The sequence below is a fragment of the Candidatus Caldatribacterium saccharofermentans genome (assembly GCF_050267035.1).
GTDB classification, from domain to species: domain Bacteria; phylum Atribacterota; class Atribacteria; order Atribacterales; family Caldatribacteriaceae; genus Caldatribacterium; species Caldatribacterium saccharofermentans.
Window position 1 is genome coordinate 548,300 of sequence record NZ_CP187957.1, and the last position, 16,925, is coordinate 565,224.

Consider the following 16,925-nt stretch of genomic DNA (forward strand, 5'->3'; position numbering starts at 1 on the left):
CTATCCAACCTTCTCCAGGAGCCTGGCCCGTTCCTCAGCAGCAAGGGCCTCAACGATCTCATCGAGGTCTCCATCGAGAACGGACTCCAGGCGATACAGGGTAAGGTTGATGCGATGGTCCGTCACCCGGTTTTGAGGAAAATTGTAGGTCCTGATACGCTCGCTCCGCTCTCCGGTGCCGATTTGTGCCCGCCGTTCCCGGTCAATAGCCTCTTTCTGGGCTTTTCGTTCCAGGTCAAGGAGCCGGGCCCGAAGAATCCGTAAGGCTTTTGCTTTGTTTTTGTGCTGCGACCGCTCGTCCTGGCAGGTGACCACAATCCCCGTGGGGAGATGGGTAATCCGAACGGCGGAATCGGTCGTGTTCACGTGCTGCCCACCAGGCCCGGACGCCCGGAATATCTCCACCCGAATATCCTCCGGCCGAATGACTACCTCAACCTCGTCGGCCTCAGGAAGCACCGCCACCGTTGCCGTAGAGGTATGGATACGACCGCTGGCTTCGGTGATGGGCACCCGCTGCACCCGGTGCACACCGCTTTCAAACTTGAACTTGCTGTACGCACCCTTCCCTTCCACGGCAAAGATAATCTCCTTGAACCCCCCAAGCTCCGTGGGGCTTGCATCCATAACCTCGACCTTGAAACCATGGCGCTCGGCGAAGCGGGTGTACATCCGGAAAAGGTCGGCCACAAAGAGCGCCGCTTCCTCCCCTCCCGCACCGGCCCGAATCTCCACCAGCGTGTCCTTGTCGTCCCGGGGATCTCTGGGAAGGAGCATGACCTTGAGTTCTTCTTCAAGCTGTTCGTGGCGCTCCTTAAGCCGGGCAATTTCCTCCTCGAGGAGTTCCCGGAGTTCCGGATCGTGTTCACTCCGGAGTAAAAGCCGGTCCTCCTCGAGTTCCCGCTCCACCCGCTCGTATTCCTCGTACTTCTCCACAATGGGTTCGATTTCTGCAATGGTCTGGGCGTAACTGCGGTAGCGGGCCAGATCCTGCACCACCTCGGGATGGGCCATCTTCTCGGTGAGCTCCCGGTACTGCTCGACGATAGCCTTCACCTTTTCTCGCCACATGGCGTGTACTCCTCCCCGAGACTCCCCCGCAGCGCCGCAAAGGCCACTTCAAGCTGGTCTTTATCCGGCTCGCGGGTTGTGAGGTACTGGAGCCAGAGACCAGGAAGACTCACAAGACGGGCAATGAGGCTCTGGCGGTGGCGTGAGAGTAGCTTCACTGCCTCATAGGCCAGCCCTGCCACAAGAGGCACCACAAGAACCCGGCTCAGGATCCGGATAAAAACCCCCGGTCTTCCAAGACAAGAGAAGATGAGGACACTTACCACCATGACAAGGAGCAGCCAGCTCGTCCCGCAACGGGGATGACGGGTGGTGAACTTCGCCGCATTCTCAGGCGTAAGTTCCTCTCCTTCCTCAAAGGTAAAAATAGCTTTGTGCTCCGCCCCGTGGTACTCGAAGACTCTCCGAATATCCCGGAGATTCGAAATTACAAGAAGATACAGAAGAAAAACGCCAACCCGGATTGCCCCCTCTACGAGATTGTACACCACGGTGGAGTGCAGGAAACGGTCAAGGAGCGAGGTCAAAAACGTGGGAAGGGCAACAAAAAGCCCCACGAAAAGACCCACGGCAAGGAGCAGGGCCAGCCCCATATCGAAACCGGTAAGGCGATGCTCCTCATCAAGGGCCACCTGAGCGGAATAGGAGAGCGCCCGAAGGCCCACCACCAGTGAATCGACAAGGCCCACCATTCCCCGAATCACCGGAAGGGCAAAGAAGGGGCTCCGGCGCGAAAGGGGAACCTCTTCCCGGACCTCGAGAACAATGCTCCCATCGGGCCGGCGCACCGCCATCGCCAGGCGGTGAGGACTCCGCATCATCACTCCCTCAATCAGCGCTTGCCCTCCAATGTCACAAAATCCTTCTCTCCTCACGGGGTCCCCCATGGTCTTCCGCAACCCTTCTCCCCCTCCGGACAGGGGCCGAACTTGCAGGGAGGGCCGGCGATTTCTGCAAGAACCGGCGCAACCTTCCCTACTTCCGCGATCATCCTCAGCACCACTTCCCGAACTTCCCACTGCGCCCGGCGACACAGGCGTACCCGGGCAACGTGCAGGAGTTCCCGCGCGTTCAGGGAAACGACAATATTGGTCGCCACGGCCTGAGGGAAAACGTACCGGGCGTCTTCTCTTGCCACCCCAAGGCGGCAGAGCTCCTCGTACGCCTCCCGGGCATGGGCCATGACCCCATCGAATACTATTTTAGCACGGGGGTGTTCGGCAATCGAGGGCGGACAGACGAAGCTCGCCTCTCCAAGGTCCACGTACCGCTGGCTCTGCTGAGCATAGGACGCCAGACGGTGCCGGACAAGCTGGTGGGAGGTCACCCGGGAGATACCCTCAAGGAGAAAAGAAAAGAAAGCGTGTTCCAGCACCGACTCATGCCCCCGCGCAAAGAGTTCCCGAATGAGCTTCCTGGCCTTTTCAGGGGCGATATCCTGAGGAGGTTCCTTGCTGTAACAGACCCTTGCAGCCAGGGCGATAGCTCTCTCAGGATCAGGGGTGTGGGCAAGGAGGGTCACCCGCATGGAGTTCGCGGGACCGGGTCAGTAGTTATCCCCGTATTTACTGCGGAATTTCTCCACTCTTCCGGTCGTGTCTACCAGTTTCTGCTGACCGGTGAAGAAGGGATGACACTTGGCACAGATTTCTACCCGGATTTCGGGGAACTTCGTCGACCTTGTCACGAACGTATTCCCGCAGGCACAGATGACCCGGGTCTCAGCGTACTCAGGGTGAATGCCCTTTTTCATATCCTCCACCTTCCTTTCAGCGCGTGGGAATAATTATAGCATGGGGACAGAAAAAGAAAAAGCCCACCACGAGTGTGGTGGGCTTTTTGGCTTTTCCGGAAGAATGCTATATTCTTCGTACGCGGACAGCCTGAGGGCCTTTTGCCCCCTGCTGGATATCGAACTCCACTGCCTGACCCTCTTCGAGAGTCTTGAAGCCGTTTCCTTCGATTGCCGTGTAGTGCACAAACACGTCACCACCCTGGTCGGAAGAGATGAACCCGTACCCTTTGGTGGTGCTGAACCACTTGACTTTTCCTGTTGCCATTGAATTGAGCCTCCTCAATCTGAACTTGACGCCTGCGCAAGCGTTGCGCTTAGAGTACCACCCTCTGCACCCCCTGTCAAGGGGAAAGGAAAAATATTTTTTCACGGCAGAGGGAAGGCAACCGCCGCGTACCCAACCACCTGGTGCCGTTCACCCGTTACCTCACCGCTGTGGGTGTAGAAGAGGAGTTCGCCCCTTTTCCCTCCCCGCTTTTTGTGGTACACAAGGAGTGCGGCAATTCCTCCAGGTCCACAGACGCTCACGTCTTTTTCCCGGAGCACCCGGTAGAATCCCTCAACATCCAGGGCGCAGATGCGTTCGATGACTTCTCTGTCTTTGGTCCGGGCCACTGCCTCCGGCTCGTAATGAGAGAAGTCGCTACTTGCCACAACGAGAATCCGCTTCTTCTCCGAGAGGGCAAAAAGGGCCTCCCCCAGGACTTCAGACGTTGCCCTGTCCTGGGAAAGCAGAGCAATGGGGAGAATCTGAAATTCGTAGGGCAAGAAGTACTGGAGGAAGGGGACCTGAACCTCAAGAGAATGCTCAAACTGATGCGCCAGCTCATCCAGGGCAAACATTGAAGAGTACGAGAGAAGGAACTCCGCCGATTCCCTGTCCACAGGCACCTGCCCCAGAGGAGTCTGCCAGTACTCAACGCTGCTTATGGCCACCCGCTTCCCCACCCCCCGGTGATTTGGACCAAGGAGCACAATCGTCTGTGCAGGGGGAAGAAGGGCGAGAAAGCGATGGGCAACGCAGGCAGCCACCCCCGAGTAGATGTACCCGGCGTGAGGGCTCACCACACCACTGGCATCCTGAACCCCAGAGAGATCTTCCGGAAAAACCCGCGACGCAGAGGCAGAGAGTTCCTCAAAAAGAAGCCGCAGCTCCTCAACCTTCCCCGGATAGAAGTACCCTGCCACCGCTTCCTTCCTCACCACCGGCGCCACCTCCTCTCCCGCTCGGCTCGAAGCCGCAGGTAGACAAAGAGTAACACACCCAAAAGCACCAGAAGCAAAAGGATGCCAAGATATTCTCCTCCTGCATCCAAGAAGGCCACCCAGAGGTAGGAGAAAAGCGAGGCCAGTCGACCGTACCGGAAAGACCGGAGCAGGAAGTCCTTCGCTTCCTCAAAAGCGCCCTGCCCGGTGAGGATACGTCCCTGTTCGGCGTAGAGCTCGCCAAGCGTCCTCTTCCACCGGGAGCGTTCCTCTTCATCGGAGAGAAAAAGCTCCTCCGCCTGGGCAATGAGCGCTTCAAGGTCTCCCTGGCGCTCATACGCCTCAAAGAGCAAACGACCGACTCCGGGTTGTCTTCGGACCTCAGGGGACAGGCGACCCAGGACCTTAAAGAATTCCTCGTCCTTCCCCTCCGCAAGGAGGGTTTTCAGGTACTCCTCAGGAGAGGCAAGGTACCCCAGGTCGATCCGGACAATCCGGTTGTTCCCAGCATCAGCCACCCAGAGCTTCCCCTCACCGTCAATCCAGAGCCCCTCAGGGAAAGAGAAGAGCTTCTCCTCTTCACCAATAGCGCCTTGAAGCACTCCCTGGAGGTCATAGACGAGAATCCGGTGGTTTCGGTAATCGGAGAGAAAAGCAAGATCGCCAAAAAAGCCGACGTAGCGGGGTTGATTGAGACCCTCACCGAAACGAAAGAGATAGCTCCCCTTCTCGTCGAAAACCTTCACACAGTGATGAAGGGTATCCATCACCCAGATGCGCCCTTGCGGGTCTCGAGCCACCCCTCTGGGCTGATAGAACTCGTTATCCCCCATGCCCTCCCGACCAAAAGAGAAGAGCTCCTCCCCTTGAACCCCAAAGACCACGATACGCGACCACCCTGTATCCGCAACATACACCGTACCATCCTGCGCTACCCAGATCCCCCGGGGCTCACTCAGGGGCGTCTTTCTGGTCTTCAGGCTCCCCCGGGGACTGAGCGTCTCAAGGTCAAAGACAGCCACCCGGTTCCCTTTCTGTTCCACCACAAAGAGCTTCCTCCCTTCTCTGTCAAGGGCAAGCCCTACAGGACTTTTCAGGTCTCTGATTTCTCGGAGAAGCTTTCCGGTTTTCTCAAGCACCAGAACCCTGTTATTCCCCCAGTCGCTCACGAATACCCTTCCCCCTACGTCGTCCACAGCAATGCCCACCGGGTAGTCCAGAAAGGGCATCTCTCCCCCCACTTCTTCAAAAACCGCATCGACCCTGAAAACCAGGGCAAGTGCCGGAGAGGTCAAAAGAAAGCCAAAAAGAACGATGAGGAGCATTCTACGAACCATGGAAGGCAACCTCCATGCGTTTGCGTATTTCCCCTTCAAGGGTCTCAGGGGTCAGGCCTTCCGGAGAAAAGGGTGGGGAAAACACCACCCGGATGGGAAAGGGGCGGGGGAACTTCCGGTGCCGGGAAAAGCTCTCGTATGTTCCCCGGATGCTCGCCACCACAATTGGGACATTCCCCCGAAGCAAAAGCTTCAGGGCACCCTTGCGGAAAGGCAAAAGCGTTCCTTCGTTCCGGGTTCCCTCGGGGAAAAAACAGACCACCTTCCCCTCCCGAAGGAGCCGAAAAATTGTCTGCACTGCCTCTTTATCCACTTCGCTCCTTCGCAGGGGGAAGGCCCCGAGCTGTCTCAGGAAAAACGCAGCGAGGGGATTCCGAAAGAGCTCTTCCTTGGCCACAAAGTACACACGCCTGGGCGAAGCGCACCCGAGGACCACGGGGTCGAGGTAGCTCGAATGGTTCGAAACCAGGAAACAGGGACCATGCCGGGGAATATGCTCTCTGCCACTTGCCCGAAAGGAGGAAAAGAGCTTAAGAAGAAACAGGGCGAGGTACTTACAGAGATAATAGATCATCCTATCACCCGGAAACTGGTCGGGGCGAGCCGATTTGAACGGCCGACACCACGGTCCCGAACCGTGTGCGCTTACCAGGCTGCGCCACGCCCCGACACCTCTTCTACATTGTACACATTTTGGGGGAAAAAGAAAAGCCCCGAAGAGGATTCCCTCTCCGGGGCTTTTCTTGGAATGCTATGCCACCTCGATTTCGACTTTCCTGGCCTTGGGCTTGCTCGGTTCGACCTTGGGGAGCGTGATGGTGAGGATGCCATCCTTGTACTGCGCCTTCACCTCGTCCTGTTTCACCTTTGCCGGAAGGGCAATGGTACGTTCAAAGGTACCGCAGTAACGCTCTCTGCGGCAATATCCAACGTCCCGTTCCTCCCACTCATCCTTCACTTCACCCTTGATGTCCAGGGAATCTTCGGTGACGTGCACTTCGAGGTTCTTGGGATCAATTCCTGGGATTTCCGCCTTGACAATGACCTCGTTCTCAGTTTCAGCAACGTCTACAGCAGGGAAGTTGCCGAACCAGGACGGTGTGCTGAAGAATGGTGCCTCCAGGAGTTCGTCGAAGATTTCGTCAAGGTCGCTACGGAGATCAAAGAGATCCCAGAGTCTCCGAATCGGGCTTACTCGCCGCTCTTCACGACGGGCAGGAACGCTTCTTCTCACCATAGGTCATCCCTCCTTTCGCCCTGTTCAAGCATTCCCGAATTCCGGCTCCCATTATAATCAAATAAGGTCAAACTGTCAAGGGGGTTAGTCAAAAAAAGTCAAAAACCGTCTGTCAGATGGTGCTCCACCACCTGACTCACCCGCAAATCGGGAACGCCGAGGACAACCTGCGCAAGATCTACCAGAGCCTCGAGGGGGACAAGACCGATGATCTCTGATCCTGCCACGTCCACTCCATACCGGCGAGCTTCAAGGGCCACAAACCTGAAAACCTCAAGGAGCGAGTTCCGCCGGAAGTCCAGGACGTTCATGGAAACCTGAACCATCCCCCGGGTTTTCAGTTCAACCCCGATGGCCTTCACTGCCTGCAACCCTTCCCGAACCCGTGCGGCAATTTTTCGAGCCACACCGACATCCTGGGTTCTGAGATTCACGTTGAAGGCCACAAGCGGTCCCCGAGCTCCTATAGCTGTAGCCCCCAGCGTGGGGTGCACCTCACAGGGGCCGACATCGGGAAAGCGTTCCGGAATCCGGGCGATTTCCTCTCGCAGTGCCTCGTACCCTCCCCGGCGAATCTGCGAAAGGTCCCGGTGTTCAGGCCTTTTTGCGGCTTCCCCGTAGAAATACACCGGAACGCGGAAACGGCGGGCAATTTCCTCCCCAACCCGCCAGGCCAGTGCCTTGCACTCTTCCATCCCGACGCCCCTCCAGGGCGTGAAGGGGACCACATCCACAATGCCGATGCGGGGATGTTCTCCCCGGTGCAGGCGAATATCAAGGTACTTTTCGGCAACCTCGAAAAAAACAGGGACAGCCGCCTCCAGGGCCTTCTGGGTCCCAAGGAGGGTGACAACCGAGCGGTTGTGGTCCGGGTCCAGAGAATAATCCGCCACCTTCAGGCCCTCAAAAGCAGCAAGACGCTCCACTATCTCCTGAACAACTGCAGAAGACGACGTGCTCACGTTCACTGCGCTCTGGATAACTTCCCGCATGAGCGAACCTCCGCCCTCAGGGTGTTCTCCATCTCCCGGAGCGCCCACTCATGGGCTCCAAGGTCAAAGGAGGTTACCCCCTCCCGGAAAACCGTTACCTCGTAATGGAGCATCCGCGCAAAGGCGCAAGTGTACAGCACACAGATGTTCGTGCACACCCCTACAAGCTCAAGGTGCGTGATGTTCTTTTCCCGGAGAATGAGGTCAAGGGGTGTTCCAAGGAAAGCGCTGAACTTCGTTTTCGGGAGGACGAAATCCCCCTCCTGGGGCGCAAGGTCCGCAACCACCTGGGCCCCCCAGGTCCCTTCCACACAGTGCGGTGGAAAGAGCCGGAACTCGGCGTCATCCCTGCGATGGGCATCGCACACGTAGACGATGAGGTCTTTCTGCTTTCTCCGTTCTTCAAGGAGTTCTCCAATGGTGGCGATGACCCCCTGCACCTGATGCCCCACAAAAAGCACCCCATCGGGATGCACGAAGTCGTTGAGCATATCGATGACCAGAAAGGCTCTGGGCATCCCTCTCCCCCCTTTACTCCCGTCTCACTTTCTGCTACATTGTAGCAAAAAGCGGGGAGGGAGGAGAGTGCTTCTTGCCTTTCTTTCCCTTGTGGTCTTGGCCTACCTTCTTCCCTTCACCGTCCTCTCCCGGGTACAGCGCTTCAGTGGGAGCTTCCTCTTCTGGAACATTTTTGCGATTCTGGCCATTCTCCTTCTCCTCCGCATGATGAGGTCCTGGCATGAGTGAGCAGTACCTCTGGCTTGCCATCGCGCTCTATGCCGGATGGGGGAGTGCTTTTGCCCTGGCAGTCCGGAGAGGAGCTCGCCTGAGTCTCATCGAGTACTTCCTGGCGGGACGAAAACTCCACTGGCTCGTTGCCGCCCTCTCCTACGGTGCCACCACCTACAGCGCCTTCATGATGCTTGGGCTCGTGGGCCTCACCTATCGCGGAGGTGTGGGTGCTTTAGGCTTTGAGCTCATCTACCTCTCGGGGCTTTTCTGGGCAGTCCTTGTGGGACCGAAGTTCTGGGAAGCCGGCAAACGTCACGGATGCGTGAGCCCTGGAGAGGTCCTGAGCCTCGAGTATCAGAATCCCCTGGTGGGAACTGTGTACGCCCTTATCGTTTCGGGTTTCCTCATCCCCTATACCTCCGTGCAGCTCACAGGAATCGGGTACCTCCTTGAGGTGCTCTCCCGAGGGAAAATCGGGTATCCTGTGGGACTGCTCCTTGCCCTGTGTTTCATCATCCTCTGGACATCAATTGCTGGACTTCGCTCCGTGGCAGCAACTGATGCACTCCAGGCAGGCATCATGATGGTAAGCTCTATCGCCTTAGTCTTCTTCGTGGTCGTGCGCCTTCTTGGGGGATTCTCCGTTTTCTTTCACACAGTCGAGACCACTCATCCCCAGTGGTTGAGCGTTCCGGGAAACGGCTTTTTCACTTTTCGAACCTTTCTCAACCTCTCCCTTCCCTGGTTCTTCTTCAGTATCTCCAATCCCCAGGTTTTCCAGCGGCTTCTTGTGCCAGCAAACCTCAGAGAAATGCGCAAAACCATTACAGGGTTTCTGGGGTACGGTTTTGTGTACACCCTCATCACCGTCACTTTAGGGTTTGGAGCCCTGGTGCTTCTGCCAGGCCTGAAAAACCCCGATCTTGCCACACCCACCTTGCTTCTGGAGTTCCCCATCCCCTCCTGGATTGCCCTTTTCGTGGTGGTGGGGATTATCTCCGCAGCCGTTTCTACCGCCGACTCCATCATCCTCACCCTCTCCTCGCTCTTCCTTCAGGACATCCTCCCAAAGGGTATCTCCGAGCAAAAACGGCTCCTCTTCGCCCAGCTCCTCTTCATCCCTCTGCTCTGCCTTGCCGTCTTCTTCTTTGCCCTGGGGCGATTCAACCTCATTGCCCTGCTCTCGGTCACTTCTTCTCTTGGACTCCTCAGCGTGGTGCCGACCATTGTCGGCACGTTCTTCAGCAGGCGAAAAAGCGACAGGGCCGCTCTTCTCAGCATGGTCCTTGGAGCCGTGCTTGCCCTTCTGCAGCTTGCGGGAGTAAGGATTTTTGGCGGATGGACAGCCCCTTCAGTCCTTGGGGTGGCCTCCGGCGTCTACCTCCTCACAGGTTTTCTTGCTCCCCGTGAGCATCCTCCTCAACGAGAGGGACAAAAATGCAACCGCCGTGGTACTCAAGCCTGAGTTTCCCCTTCCTTTTCCAGGCCCGGACGAGACTCTGGCCGTGGGCATCTTCTAAGGGAAGGACCATGATTCCCCCCTCCCGGAGCTCCTCAACCCACGCCTCGTAAATGTGTTTCGCGCAGGCACTGACGATGATCTTGTCGTAGGGAGCGAATTCTGGCAGGCCCTTGCTCCCATCGCCAAGGAAAAGGTATACATTTGTATACCCAAGGCGGTGCAGTCGTTCCTTGGCCTCAAAGAAAAGCTTTGGAATGCGCTCTATGCTGTAGACCTCGCGAACGATTTCTGCCAGAAGCGCCGTCTGATACCCCGAACCCGTGCCAATTTCAAGCACCCGGTCCTCGGGCGAAAGCTCCAGAAGCTCCAGCATGAGCGCAACGATATAGGGCTGCGAGATGGTTTGTCCGCTTCCTATTGGGAGCGGGGAATCCTGGTATGCCAGATCCTCGTACTCCTCCGGAACGAAGAGATGGCGGGGAACCTTTAAAAAGGCCTCAAGTACTCGCTGGTCGGCGATCCCCCGGGCAATGAGCTGGCGTTCCACCATTTTCTTCCGGCGCTCACAAGCTCCATCGTCGTGCATCTCAGTACCCTACCCGGAAATCGTGGTACAGACCGCTAAAAGGCAACCACTCCTCAGTGAAAGAGGTCACATGGGCCGACGCAGGCCCTTTTTTGACCTCCTCAAAGAAACGACGGACCTCCCCCTCTTCTCCCTCAGCGATGACCTCCACCTCTCCCGTGGGGAGATTCCGCACCATCCCGGTGACGTCAAACTCTCCTGCCTTCCGGAGCACAAAGTACCGGTACCCCACGCCCTGCACTCTCCCCCGAAGGACCAGCCGACCCTGCACCCATTGCCGCATCACTCTCACCTCGCCAGAATCCCCACGAGTCTTCGCCGAACAAGGTAGTCGGTGAGATTGGGTCGCAGAGGGGTCACGGAAACCCTGTTCTCCCGAACGGCCTCAAAGTCGGAGTTCTCGAGAAAGAGGGGATCCCTCTGGACCTCCTCAAAGACGAACACTCGCTCTCCGTTGCTCTGGGCAATCTCCCGCACCCCGGTGACGTAGAATCGGTCCCCGAGTTCAGTAATGCGAAGACCCCGCAGGAACTCTCGACCGGGTACATCGGGGACATTGACGTTCAGCACGAGGTTCCGTTCCCCCCGAAGGATATCTCTGAAAGTCCTCCACACCTCCACGGCAATCGCTGCCGCAAGGTCGTAGTTCTCGTAGCCATTGAGGACCAGCGACACCGCGAGTGCCGGAATCCCCGACATTGCGGCCTCAAGCGAAGCCGCCACCGTTCCCGAGTAGAACACATCAAAACCAAGGTTCGGTCCGCGGTTAATTCCCGAAACTACAAAGTCAATGTCTGGAAAAAGATTCAGGCCAAGGATGACCGTATCAGCAGGAGTACCATCCACCGCATACCCCCGCACTCCTTCCACTTCAACTTCCCGCACCCGTAGAGGATTCCGGGCCGTGATGCTGTGGCTTGAACAGCTCCGTTCCTCTCGGGGAGCAACAAGAATGATCTCCGCTTCTTTCCGGAATGCCCGCACGAGAGCCCGTATTCCAGGGCTCTCGAACCCATCGTCGTTGGTGATGAGTATGCGCTCCATCATCGTTTCCCTACCCTTCGAAGGATCTCCCGGGCCACCACTACTCCTGATGCCGAGGCCTGCACAAGACCCCGGGTAATGCCTGCTCCGTCCCCGATGAGGAAGAGGTTCTGAATCTCGCTTTCTAAGTTTCTCCGGAGCTCAACCCTTGAGGAATAGAATTTCACCTCCACCCCGTAAAGGAGCGTATGGGGGGAGTTGATCCCGGGAATGAAACGGTCAAGAGCTGTGAGCATTTCCAGAATATCCTGGAGGAAACGGTAGGGGAGCACAAAGCTCAGATCTCCCGGGCTTGCCCCTTCAAGCGTGGGCTTGACCACAGATTTCGCAATACGCTCGGAGGTGGAACGCCGGCCAAGCTGCAGGTCCCGGAGCCTCTGGATGATGACCCCACCGCTGACCATATTGGCGAGTTGCGCCACGTACCTCCCGAAGGCGATGGGCTCATGGAAGGGCTCGGTGAAATTCGTACTCACAAGAATGGCGAAATTGGTATTCGGTGTGTGCTTCCCCTCGTAGCTGTGGCCATTCACCGTAACAATGCCGTCGTTGTACTCTGTCACCACTTCGCCATGGGGGCACATGCAGAACGTCCGCACCCGATCGTCAAAGGTCCGGGAGTAGTAGATGAGCTTCAGCTCGTACATGACGTTCGTGTACTCTTCCATGACGGAGGCCGGAACTTCTACCCGCACCCCCAGGTCTACGGGGTTGTTCCTGAGCGGAAGACCAAGGCGAAGGCATTCCTTGCGGAGCCAGTCCGCCCCCACTCTTCCCGGAGCCACAACAACAAAGGTGCTCTCGATGACCTCCCCCGTCTCAAGACGAACCCCCAAGACCCTGTGGTCCCGAACGAGAAGTTCTTCTACCGTGGTCGCAGTCCTGATATCCACCCGTTCCTTGAGATAATCGAAGATGTTCCGCAGGATATCCCGGCACCGTTCCGTCCCAAGGTGGCGAACCTGGGAGGGAACAAGGATGAGTTCCGCCATTTCGGCTCTCTTCCGGAGCTCCTCTACCTGCTCGCTGTCGGTCCCATAGATACGGGACGTCCCTCCAAAGCGAAGGTACGTCTTATCCACCTGGTCAAGGACCGTGACGAATTCCTCTTCCTCAATACAGGCAGCAAGTTGCCCCCCAACTTCCCGTGAGAGTGTCAGCTTCCCATCGCTGAAAGCCCCTGCTCCACCCCATCCACAAAGCAGCGAGCAGGGGTTGCACCGCTGGCAAATTCTGCTGTTCTCCCGAGCAGGGCAGACCCGTTTCTCAATGTTCTTCCCCCGGTCCACCACAAGGACCCGCAGGTTGCTCTTTTCTGCAAGCTCAAGAGCAGCAAAAATCCCTGCCGGACCTGCACCCACAATGACCACATCATATTTTGTCATTGCCACCACCCTGGTTCTTCTGAATCTCTTCAAGAATCCGCAGGGCAACCTCTAAGGCGTTTTTCCCCTCCTCAAGACCAACAAGGGGTTTCTCGCCGTTGCGTACACAGCGGATGAAATGCTCGAGCTCAAGCCGGAGAGGCTCTCCCTTCTGCATGACCGGTTTTTCGATAAGTAGCTGGGGTAGCGGAGAAGAGGTCTTCTTGTACACCGCAAGCTCCTGCTCCAGGTAATCGATGGAAATGAAGGAATCCACCTGGGTGATCTCCATGCGGCGAATTTTCTTCCTGGTGACCCGGCTTGCCGTGAGGTTCGCGATACAACCGTTCTGGAACACCAGCTGGGCATTGGCGATATCCTCCTGACGGGAGAAAACCGAACGCCCCGAAGCACTGATTTTGACAACGTTGCTCTTCACGATGCTCATGACGATGTCGATGTCGTGAATCATAAGATCAAGGACCACACCGACATCGGTATTCCGGTTGACGTAAGGACCCATCCGGCAACACTCAATGAAAATGGGATTATCGACAATCTTGGCGAGTTCCATCACCGCCGAGTTGAAGCGTTCGATATGACCCACCTGGAGGACGACGTTTTTTCTGGCTGCCATTTCCATGAGTTCCTTGGCCTCTTCAAGGGTTGTGGTCACTGGCTTCTCAATGAGGATGTTGATGCCCTCCTCAATGAAGTGGATAGCGATGTCCCGATGGAGCATGGTGGGCACAACGATACTCACTGCGTCGACCTTGCCGAAGAGATCCCGGTAATCAAAAAACGGCGTCGTTGAGTACCGGCGGGCAACCTCCTGGGCCCGTTCGCGGTTGATGTCCACCACACCAACAAGCTCCACCCCGGGAAGTTCTGAATACACCCGGGCATGGTGCTGGCCAAGGTACCCTACCCCAACAACACCAACTCGAACCACTTTCAAGCCCCATCACCAGAAAGACCAGGTCATTTCGCAAAAAACTCCCGAACAAGCCGAGCAACTTCCTCAAGGTCACCCGGGGAAAGACCGGGATGCACCGGTATTGATAATACCTCACGGGAGAGACTTTCAGCAACCGGAAAAGCTCCGTATCCGTAAGACTGTAAAAATGCCTGTCTGTGGAGCGGAACAGGATAGTACACCTCACACCCCACTCCCCAGGACCTGAGAAATTGAAGAAGCTCATCCCGCCTTTCCCGAACCTTCACCGTGTACTGGTGGAACGCAGGAAGTGTATCCTGGGGGATGAAGGGGAGCTCCAGACCCTCGATGCCCGAAAGTTCCCGGAAATAGAAGGAAGCATGGGCCCTCCTTTGGGCATTCCCTTCCTCGAGCCGCCGAAGCTGTACCCTCCCGATGGCCGCGGCGATGTCCGTCATCCGGAAATTGTATCCCAGGACTTCGTGGTAGTACCGTCTGCGGCTCCCGTGGTTCACAAGCATCCGGCATCGCTCAGCAAGCTCCGGGTCGTTGGTCGTCACCATGCCCCCCTCTCCGGTCGTCATGTTCTTCGTGGGGTAGAAGCTAAAAACCCCTGCGTCTCCGAAACTCCCCACTTTCCTGCCCCGGTACATCGCCCCATGGGCCTGGGCACAGTCCTCAAGGAGGAAAAGGCCGCGGGATCTTGTGATGTCGAGAATCTCCTCAAGGGCGCAAGGGATCCCGTACAAGTGCACCACCACCACACCCTTCACCCTGGGCTCCCGTTCAAGCGTTGCTTTGAGCTTTTCGGGGTCGAGGTTGCAAGTTTTCCAGTCCACATCACAGAACACCGGAATGCCCCCACAGTGAAGGATGGCACTTGCTGTGGCCACGAAAGTGAAAGGCGTTGTGACCACCTTATCCCCCGGTTGCACCCCCAGGGCCCTGAGAGCCACAAAGAGCGCTGTCGTTCCACTGCTCGTTGCCACAGCCTCTTTCGTTCCTATGTACTCGGCGAACTCCCGCTCAAAGGATGCCACCTGCTCTCCCTGGGCGAGTTGTCCAGACTCAAGCACCTCAAGAACGGCTTTCTTTTCCTCTTCGCCAATCATTGGTCGACTCAGGGGTATTCTCATGCCCTGCCACCCTTCCTACCTTCAGAGGCTTTCAAGGTACGCACAGTACTCTCGGAAACGTCCCACCGTTTCTTCGAGGGTATCTCCTCCGAACTTCTCCTCATAAGCACAGGCCAGAACCCAGGAAAGCATGGCCTCCCCAACCACAAGGGCACGGGGGACAGCGCAGACATCGGACCGCTCGTATCGGGCAACAACGTCTTCCTTGGACACCACGTCCACTGAGTGCAACCCCTGCCTCAGGGTAGGAATGGGCTTCATGGCACACCGGGCCCAGATAGCCTCCCCGGTGGATACCCCTCCCTCGACACCTCCGCTGCGGTTGGTCCTGCGGTAGAAAGGGAAGGGAGTGCGACCTCGGTCGTACCAGATTTCGTCGTGGAAGCGGCTTCCTGGAAGCATCGCTCCCAGAAACCCTGCGCCAATCTCCACGCCCTTGATTCCGGGAATCCCCATGAGGTAGAAGGCCAGACGGCTATCAAGACGCTTCTCGAGTTCAACGTAGCTTCCAAGACCCGGAACCACATGGAAGGCCACAACGATGAAGGTCCCTCCCAGGGTATCGCCACTGTCTATGGCCTCGGCAATGCGCCTTTTCATTTCCTCTTCCTTATCCGGTGCCGCAAGGGGGGAAAGGAGGGCTCGCTCCACCATCTCCTCAAAGGGGCGATCTTCCACCTCCACCCGGACACCCCCAATGCTTTCCACAAATCCTCCCACACGAACGCCAAAGTGCCGGAGGAAGAGCTTGGCCACCGCCCCGGCAATGCACCGGCCAACCGTTTCTCTCGCGCTTGCCCGCTCAATGACGTTGCGAATATCATCGAAACGGTACTTCACCATCCCCCCAAGGTCAGCGTGTCCCGGCCGCGGAACGGTAACCGGTTCATACCCTTCAGGCTTCTCCCCTACCGGATCCATTAAGGGTTGCCACTTCTCGTATTCCCTGTTCCGGACCCAGAAAACCAGAGGACTCCCCAGAGTCTTGCCAAAGCGGAGACCCGAGAGTACCTCCACCCGGTCCTCCTCAAGATCCATCCGGGGGCTTACACCAAACCCCTTTCGCCTCCGAGAAAGTTCACCCTCGATGAAGGCCACATCGATGTCCATTCCCGCGGGGAATCCACTCAGATACACGAGGATACCCTTCCCATGAGATTCTCCTGCAGTACGAAACTCAAGACCCATGTCCTGTTTGCTCCTTAAGGCGCGCCATCTCCTGAAGGAAAGCAAGAACCTCTGTCTCTCTTCCCTCTTCAAGAAGGGACAGGAAGCGCTCGAAATTCCGCAAAAACTCCCGGGCAGCCCGAAGCAACTTCTCATTGGTGAGGAAAATATCCACCCACACCGAAGGGGAGGATCCGGCGACTCTCGTCATATCCTGGAAAGAGGGACCACCAAAACGGGCAATGTCTTCCCGGACCGCACAGGCGGTCTGCAGGAACACATTGGCCAGGATGTGTGGCAGATGGCTCACGAAAGCACAGATTTCATCGTGCTCCCCAGGGGTCAAAAAAAAACCCGTCCTCCAATGACTTCTCCAAGCTCCTGGAGGAGTACCCGCGTTTCCTCCCTGATTCTTCCCGGAATCACAAGCACCGGCATACCCCGGAAAAGCCCAGGCCGGGCCCGGTCAATCCCGCCTTCCCGCGACCCCCCCATAGGGTGAAACCCAACATATTCGACATCAAGTCCTTCAGGGCGAATTTCCCGAAAAACCCACTCCTTTGAGCTCCCTGTGTCCAGCACTCTCACGCCTTTTCGCAGGAAGGGTCGGGCGGCAAAAAACACCCGGGGGATTTCCCGAACTGGTGTGGCGATGAAGAGAAGATCGGCGCATTCCGCCACTTCCTCGACGCTCTCTGCCACAACCTCAATCGCGCCCTTTTCCCGGGCCTGGAGAGCGACGTCTTTAACCCTGTCGTACCCAATGATGCAGCGCTTCTTCCCCCACAGGGCAAGGTCAAGCCCCAGTGACCCTCCCACAAGGCCGAGCCCCACAATCCCAACGGTGAACGTCTCCAAT

Annotated in this window: 22 protein-coding genes and 1 tRNA gene; 2 read left to right on the forward strand and 21 right to left on the reverse strand. The window is 57.2% G+C overall.

Annotated features, from left to right (window positions below):
* The 12 genes from prfA to ACPT9Q_RS02880 form a co-directional block, all read right to left on the reverse strand.
* On the reverse strand, positions 1 to 1,071 hold the full coding sequence (gene prfA, locus ACPT9Q_RS02825; RefSeq protein ID WP_427366236.1) for a peptide chain release factor 1: 1,071 nt from the start codon (positions 1,069 to 1,071) through the stop codon (positions 1 to 3).
* Positions 1,053 to 1,970: a DUF1385 domain-containing protein gene (locus ACPT9Q_RS02830; protein WP_427366238.1), complete on the reverse strand. Its 918-nt coding sequence runs from the start codon at positions 1,968 to 1,970 to the stop codon at positions 1,053 to 1,055. The genes prfA and ACPT9Q_RS02830 overlap by 19 nt, the downstream gene beginning before the upstream one ends.
* Positions 1,943 to 2,599, reverse strand: a complete 657-nt coding sequence (thyX, locus tag ACPT9Q_RS02835) for an FAD-dependent thymidylate synthase (RefSeq protein WP_017872136.1) — start codon at positions 2,597 to 2,599, stop codon at positions 1,943 to 1,945. Before thyX ends, ACPT9Q_RS02830 begins: the two co-directional genes overlap by 28 nt.
* Before the next feature lie 18 nt (positions 2,600 to 2,617).
* Positions 2,618 to 2,824 (reverse strand): 50S ribosomal protein L31, encoded by a 207-nt coding sequence (gene rpmE / locus ACPT9Q_RS02840; RefSeq protein WP_017872137.1) that lies wholly within the window; start codon positions 2,822 to 2,824, stop codon positions 2,618 to 2,620.
* Between the two features lie 106 nt (positions 2,825 to 2,930).
* Positions 2,931 to 3,131 (reverse strand): cold shock domain-containing protein, encoded by a 201-nt coding sequence (locus ACPT9Q_RS02845; protein WP_017872138.1) that lies wholly within the window; start codon positions 3,129 to 3,131, stop codon positions 2,931 to 2,933.
* A 101-nt stretch (positions 3,132 to 3,232) separates the two neighbouring features.
* Positions 3,233 to 4,072, reverse strand: coding sequence for an MEMO1 family protein (locus ACPT9Q_RS02850; protein WP_017872139.1), 840 nt, complete (start codon positions 4,070 to 4,072; stop codon positions 3,233 to 3,235).
* Positions 4,066 to 5,409 (reverse strand): hypothetical protein, encoded by a 1,344-nt coding sequence (locus tag ACPT9Q_RS02855; protein WP_427366241.1) that lies wholly within the window; start codon positions 5,407 to 5,409, stop codon positions 4,066 to 4,068. The genes ACPT9Q_RS02850 and ACPT9Q_RS02855 overlap by 7 nt, the downstream gene beginning before the upstream one ends.
* Positions 5,399 to 5,983 carry a 1-acyl-sn-glycerol-3-phosphate acyltransferase gene (locus ACPT9Q_RS02860; protein ID WP_026137171.1) on the reverse strand — a complete coding sequence of 195 codons (585 nt, stop codon included), beginning with the start codon at positions 5,981 to 5,983 and terminating at the stop codon, positions 5,399 to 5,401. The genes ACPT9Q_RS02855 and ACPT9Q_RS02860 overlap by 11 nt, the downstream gene beginning before the upstream one ends.
* Before the next feature lie 16 nt (positions 5,984 to 5,999).
* Positions 6,000 to 6,077 (reverse strand) — tRNA-Pro (locus ACPT9Q_RS02865).
* An 83-nt stretch (positions 6,078 to 6,160) separates the two neighbouring features.
* Positions 6,161 to 6,646 carry an Hsp20 family protein gene (locus tag ACPT9Q_RS02870; protein WP_017872141.1) on the reverse strand — a complete coding sequence of 162 codons (486 nt, stop codon included), beginning with the start codon at positions 6,644 to 6,646 and terminating at the stop codon, positions 6,161 to 6,163.
* Between the two features lie 98 nt (positions 6,647 to 6,744).
* On the reverse strand, positions 6,745 to 7,638 hold the full coding sequence (gene ftcD, locus ACPT9Q_RS02875; protein ID WP_017872142.1) for a glutamate formimidoyltransferase: 894 nt from the start codon (positions 7,636 to 7,638) through the stop codon (positions 6,745 to 6,747).
* Positions 7,611 to 8,156 carry an isochorismatase family cysteine hydrolase gene (locus tag ACPT9Q_RS02880; RefSeq protein WP_427366243.1) on the reverse strand — a complete coding sequence of 182 codons (546 nt, stop codon included), beginning with the start codon at positions 8,154 to 8,156 and terminating at the stop codon, positions 7,611 to 7,613. The genes ftcD and ACPT9Q_RS02880 overlap by 28 nt, the downstream gene beginning before the upstream one ends.
* A gap of 67 nt (positions 8,157 to 8,223) precedes the next feature.
* Here ACPT9Q_RS02880 and ACPT9Q_RS02885 point away from each other — a divergent pair, with 67 nt between their 5' ends.
* Together ACPT9Q_RS02885 and ACPT9Q_RS02890 are read left to right on the forward strand one after the other, a co-directional pair.
* A complete protein-coding gene (locus ACPT9Q_RS02885) occupies positions 8,224 to 8,385 on the forward strand; it encodes a hypothetical protein (RefSeq protein ID WP_017872144.1) in 162 nt (53 codons plus the stop codon).
* Positions 8,378 to 9,835: a sodium:solute symporter family transporter gene (locus tag ACPT9Q_RS02890; protein ID WP_017872145.1), complete on the forward strand. Its 1,458-nt coding sequence runs from the start codon at positions 8,378 to 8,380 to the stop codon at positions 9,833 to 9,835. The genes ACPT9Q_RS02885 and ACPT9Q_RS02890 overlap by 8 nt, the downstream gene beginning before the upstream one ends.
* Here the strand turns inward: ACPT9Q_RS02890 and ACPT9Q_RS02895 are convergent.
* The 9 genes from ACPT9Q_RS02895 to ACPT9Q_RS02935 are packed head-to-tail and all read right to left on the reverse strand — an operon-like array spanning position 9,756 to position 16,924.
* Complete coding sequence (locus tag ACPT9Q_RS02895; RefSeq protein WP_017872146.1) at positions 9,756 to 10,418, reverse strand: protein-L-isoaspartate(D-aspartate) O-methyltransferase; 663 nt, start codon at positions 10,416 to 10,418, stop codon at positions 9,756 to 9,758. The two genes, ACPT9Q_RS02890 and ACPT9Q_RS02895, sit on opposite strands and share 80 nt — an antisense overlap.
* A gap of 1 nt (position 10,419) precedes the next feature.
* A complete protein-coding gene (locus tag ACPT9Q_RS02900; protein ID WP_017872147.1) occupies positions 10,420 to 10,701 on the reverse strand; it encodes an acylphosphatase in 282 nt (93 codons plus the stop codon).
* A 5-nt stretch (positions 10,702 to 10,706) separates the two neighbouring features.
* Complete coding sequence (gene surE / locus ACPT9Q_RS02905) at positions 10,707 to 11,465, reverse strand: 5'/3'-nucleotidase SurE (protein WP_427366247.1); 759 nt, start codon at positions 11,463 to 11,465, stop codon at positions 10,707 to 10,709.
* Complete coding sequence (locus ACPT9Q_RS02910; protein WP_427366704.1) at positions 11,462 to 12,847, reverse strand: NAD(P)/FAD-dependent oxidoreductase; 1,386 nt, start codon at positions 12,845 to 12,847, stop codon at positions 11,462 to 11,464. Before ACPT9Q_RS02910 ends, surE begins: the two co-directional genes overlap by 4 nt.
* Entirely contained in the window at positions 12,834 to 13,778 is a 945-nt protein-coding gene (locus ACPT9Q_RS02915; protein ID WP_017872150.1) for a Gfo/Idh/MocA family oxidoreductase, read from the reverse strand. The genes ACPT9Q_RS02910 and ACPT9Q_RS02915 overlap by 14 nt, the downstream gene beginning before the upstream one ends.
* Before the next feature lie 29 nt (positions 13,779 to 13,807).
* Complete coding sequence (locus ACPT9Q_RS02920; protein ID WP_026137172.1) at positions 13,808 to 14,899, reverse strand: aminotransferase class I/II-fold pyridoxal phosphate-dependent enzyme; 1,092 nt, start codon at positions 14,897 to 14,899, stop codon at positions 13,808 to 13,810.
* A gap of 21 nt (positions 14,900 to 14,920) precedes the next feature.
* Entirely contained in the window at positions 14,921 to 16,087 is a 1,167-nt protein-coding gene (aroC, locus tag ACPT9Q_RS02925) for a chorismate synthase (protein WP_017872152.1), read from the reverse strand.
* A complete protein-coding gene (locus tag ACPT9Q_RS02930; RefSeq protein WP_017872153.1) occupies positions 16,077 to 16,412 on the reverse strand; it encodes a prephenate dehydrogenase dimerization domain-containing protein in 336 nt (111 codons plus the stop codon). Before ACPT9Q_RS02930 ends, aroC begins: the two co-directional genes overlap by 11 nt.
* Positions 16,409 to 16,924, reverse strand: coding sequence for a prephenate dehydrogenase/arogenate dehydrogenase family protein (locus ACPT9Q_RS02935; RefSeq protein WP_017872154.1), 516 nt, complete (start codon positions 16,922 to 16,924; stop codon positions 16,409 to 16,411). Before ACPT9Q_RS02935 ends, ACPT9Q_RS02930 begins: the two co-directional genes overlap by 4 nt.
* Position 16,925: the final 1 nt, after the last annotated feature.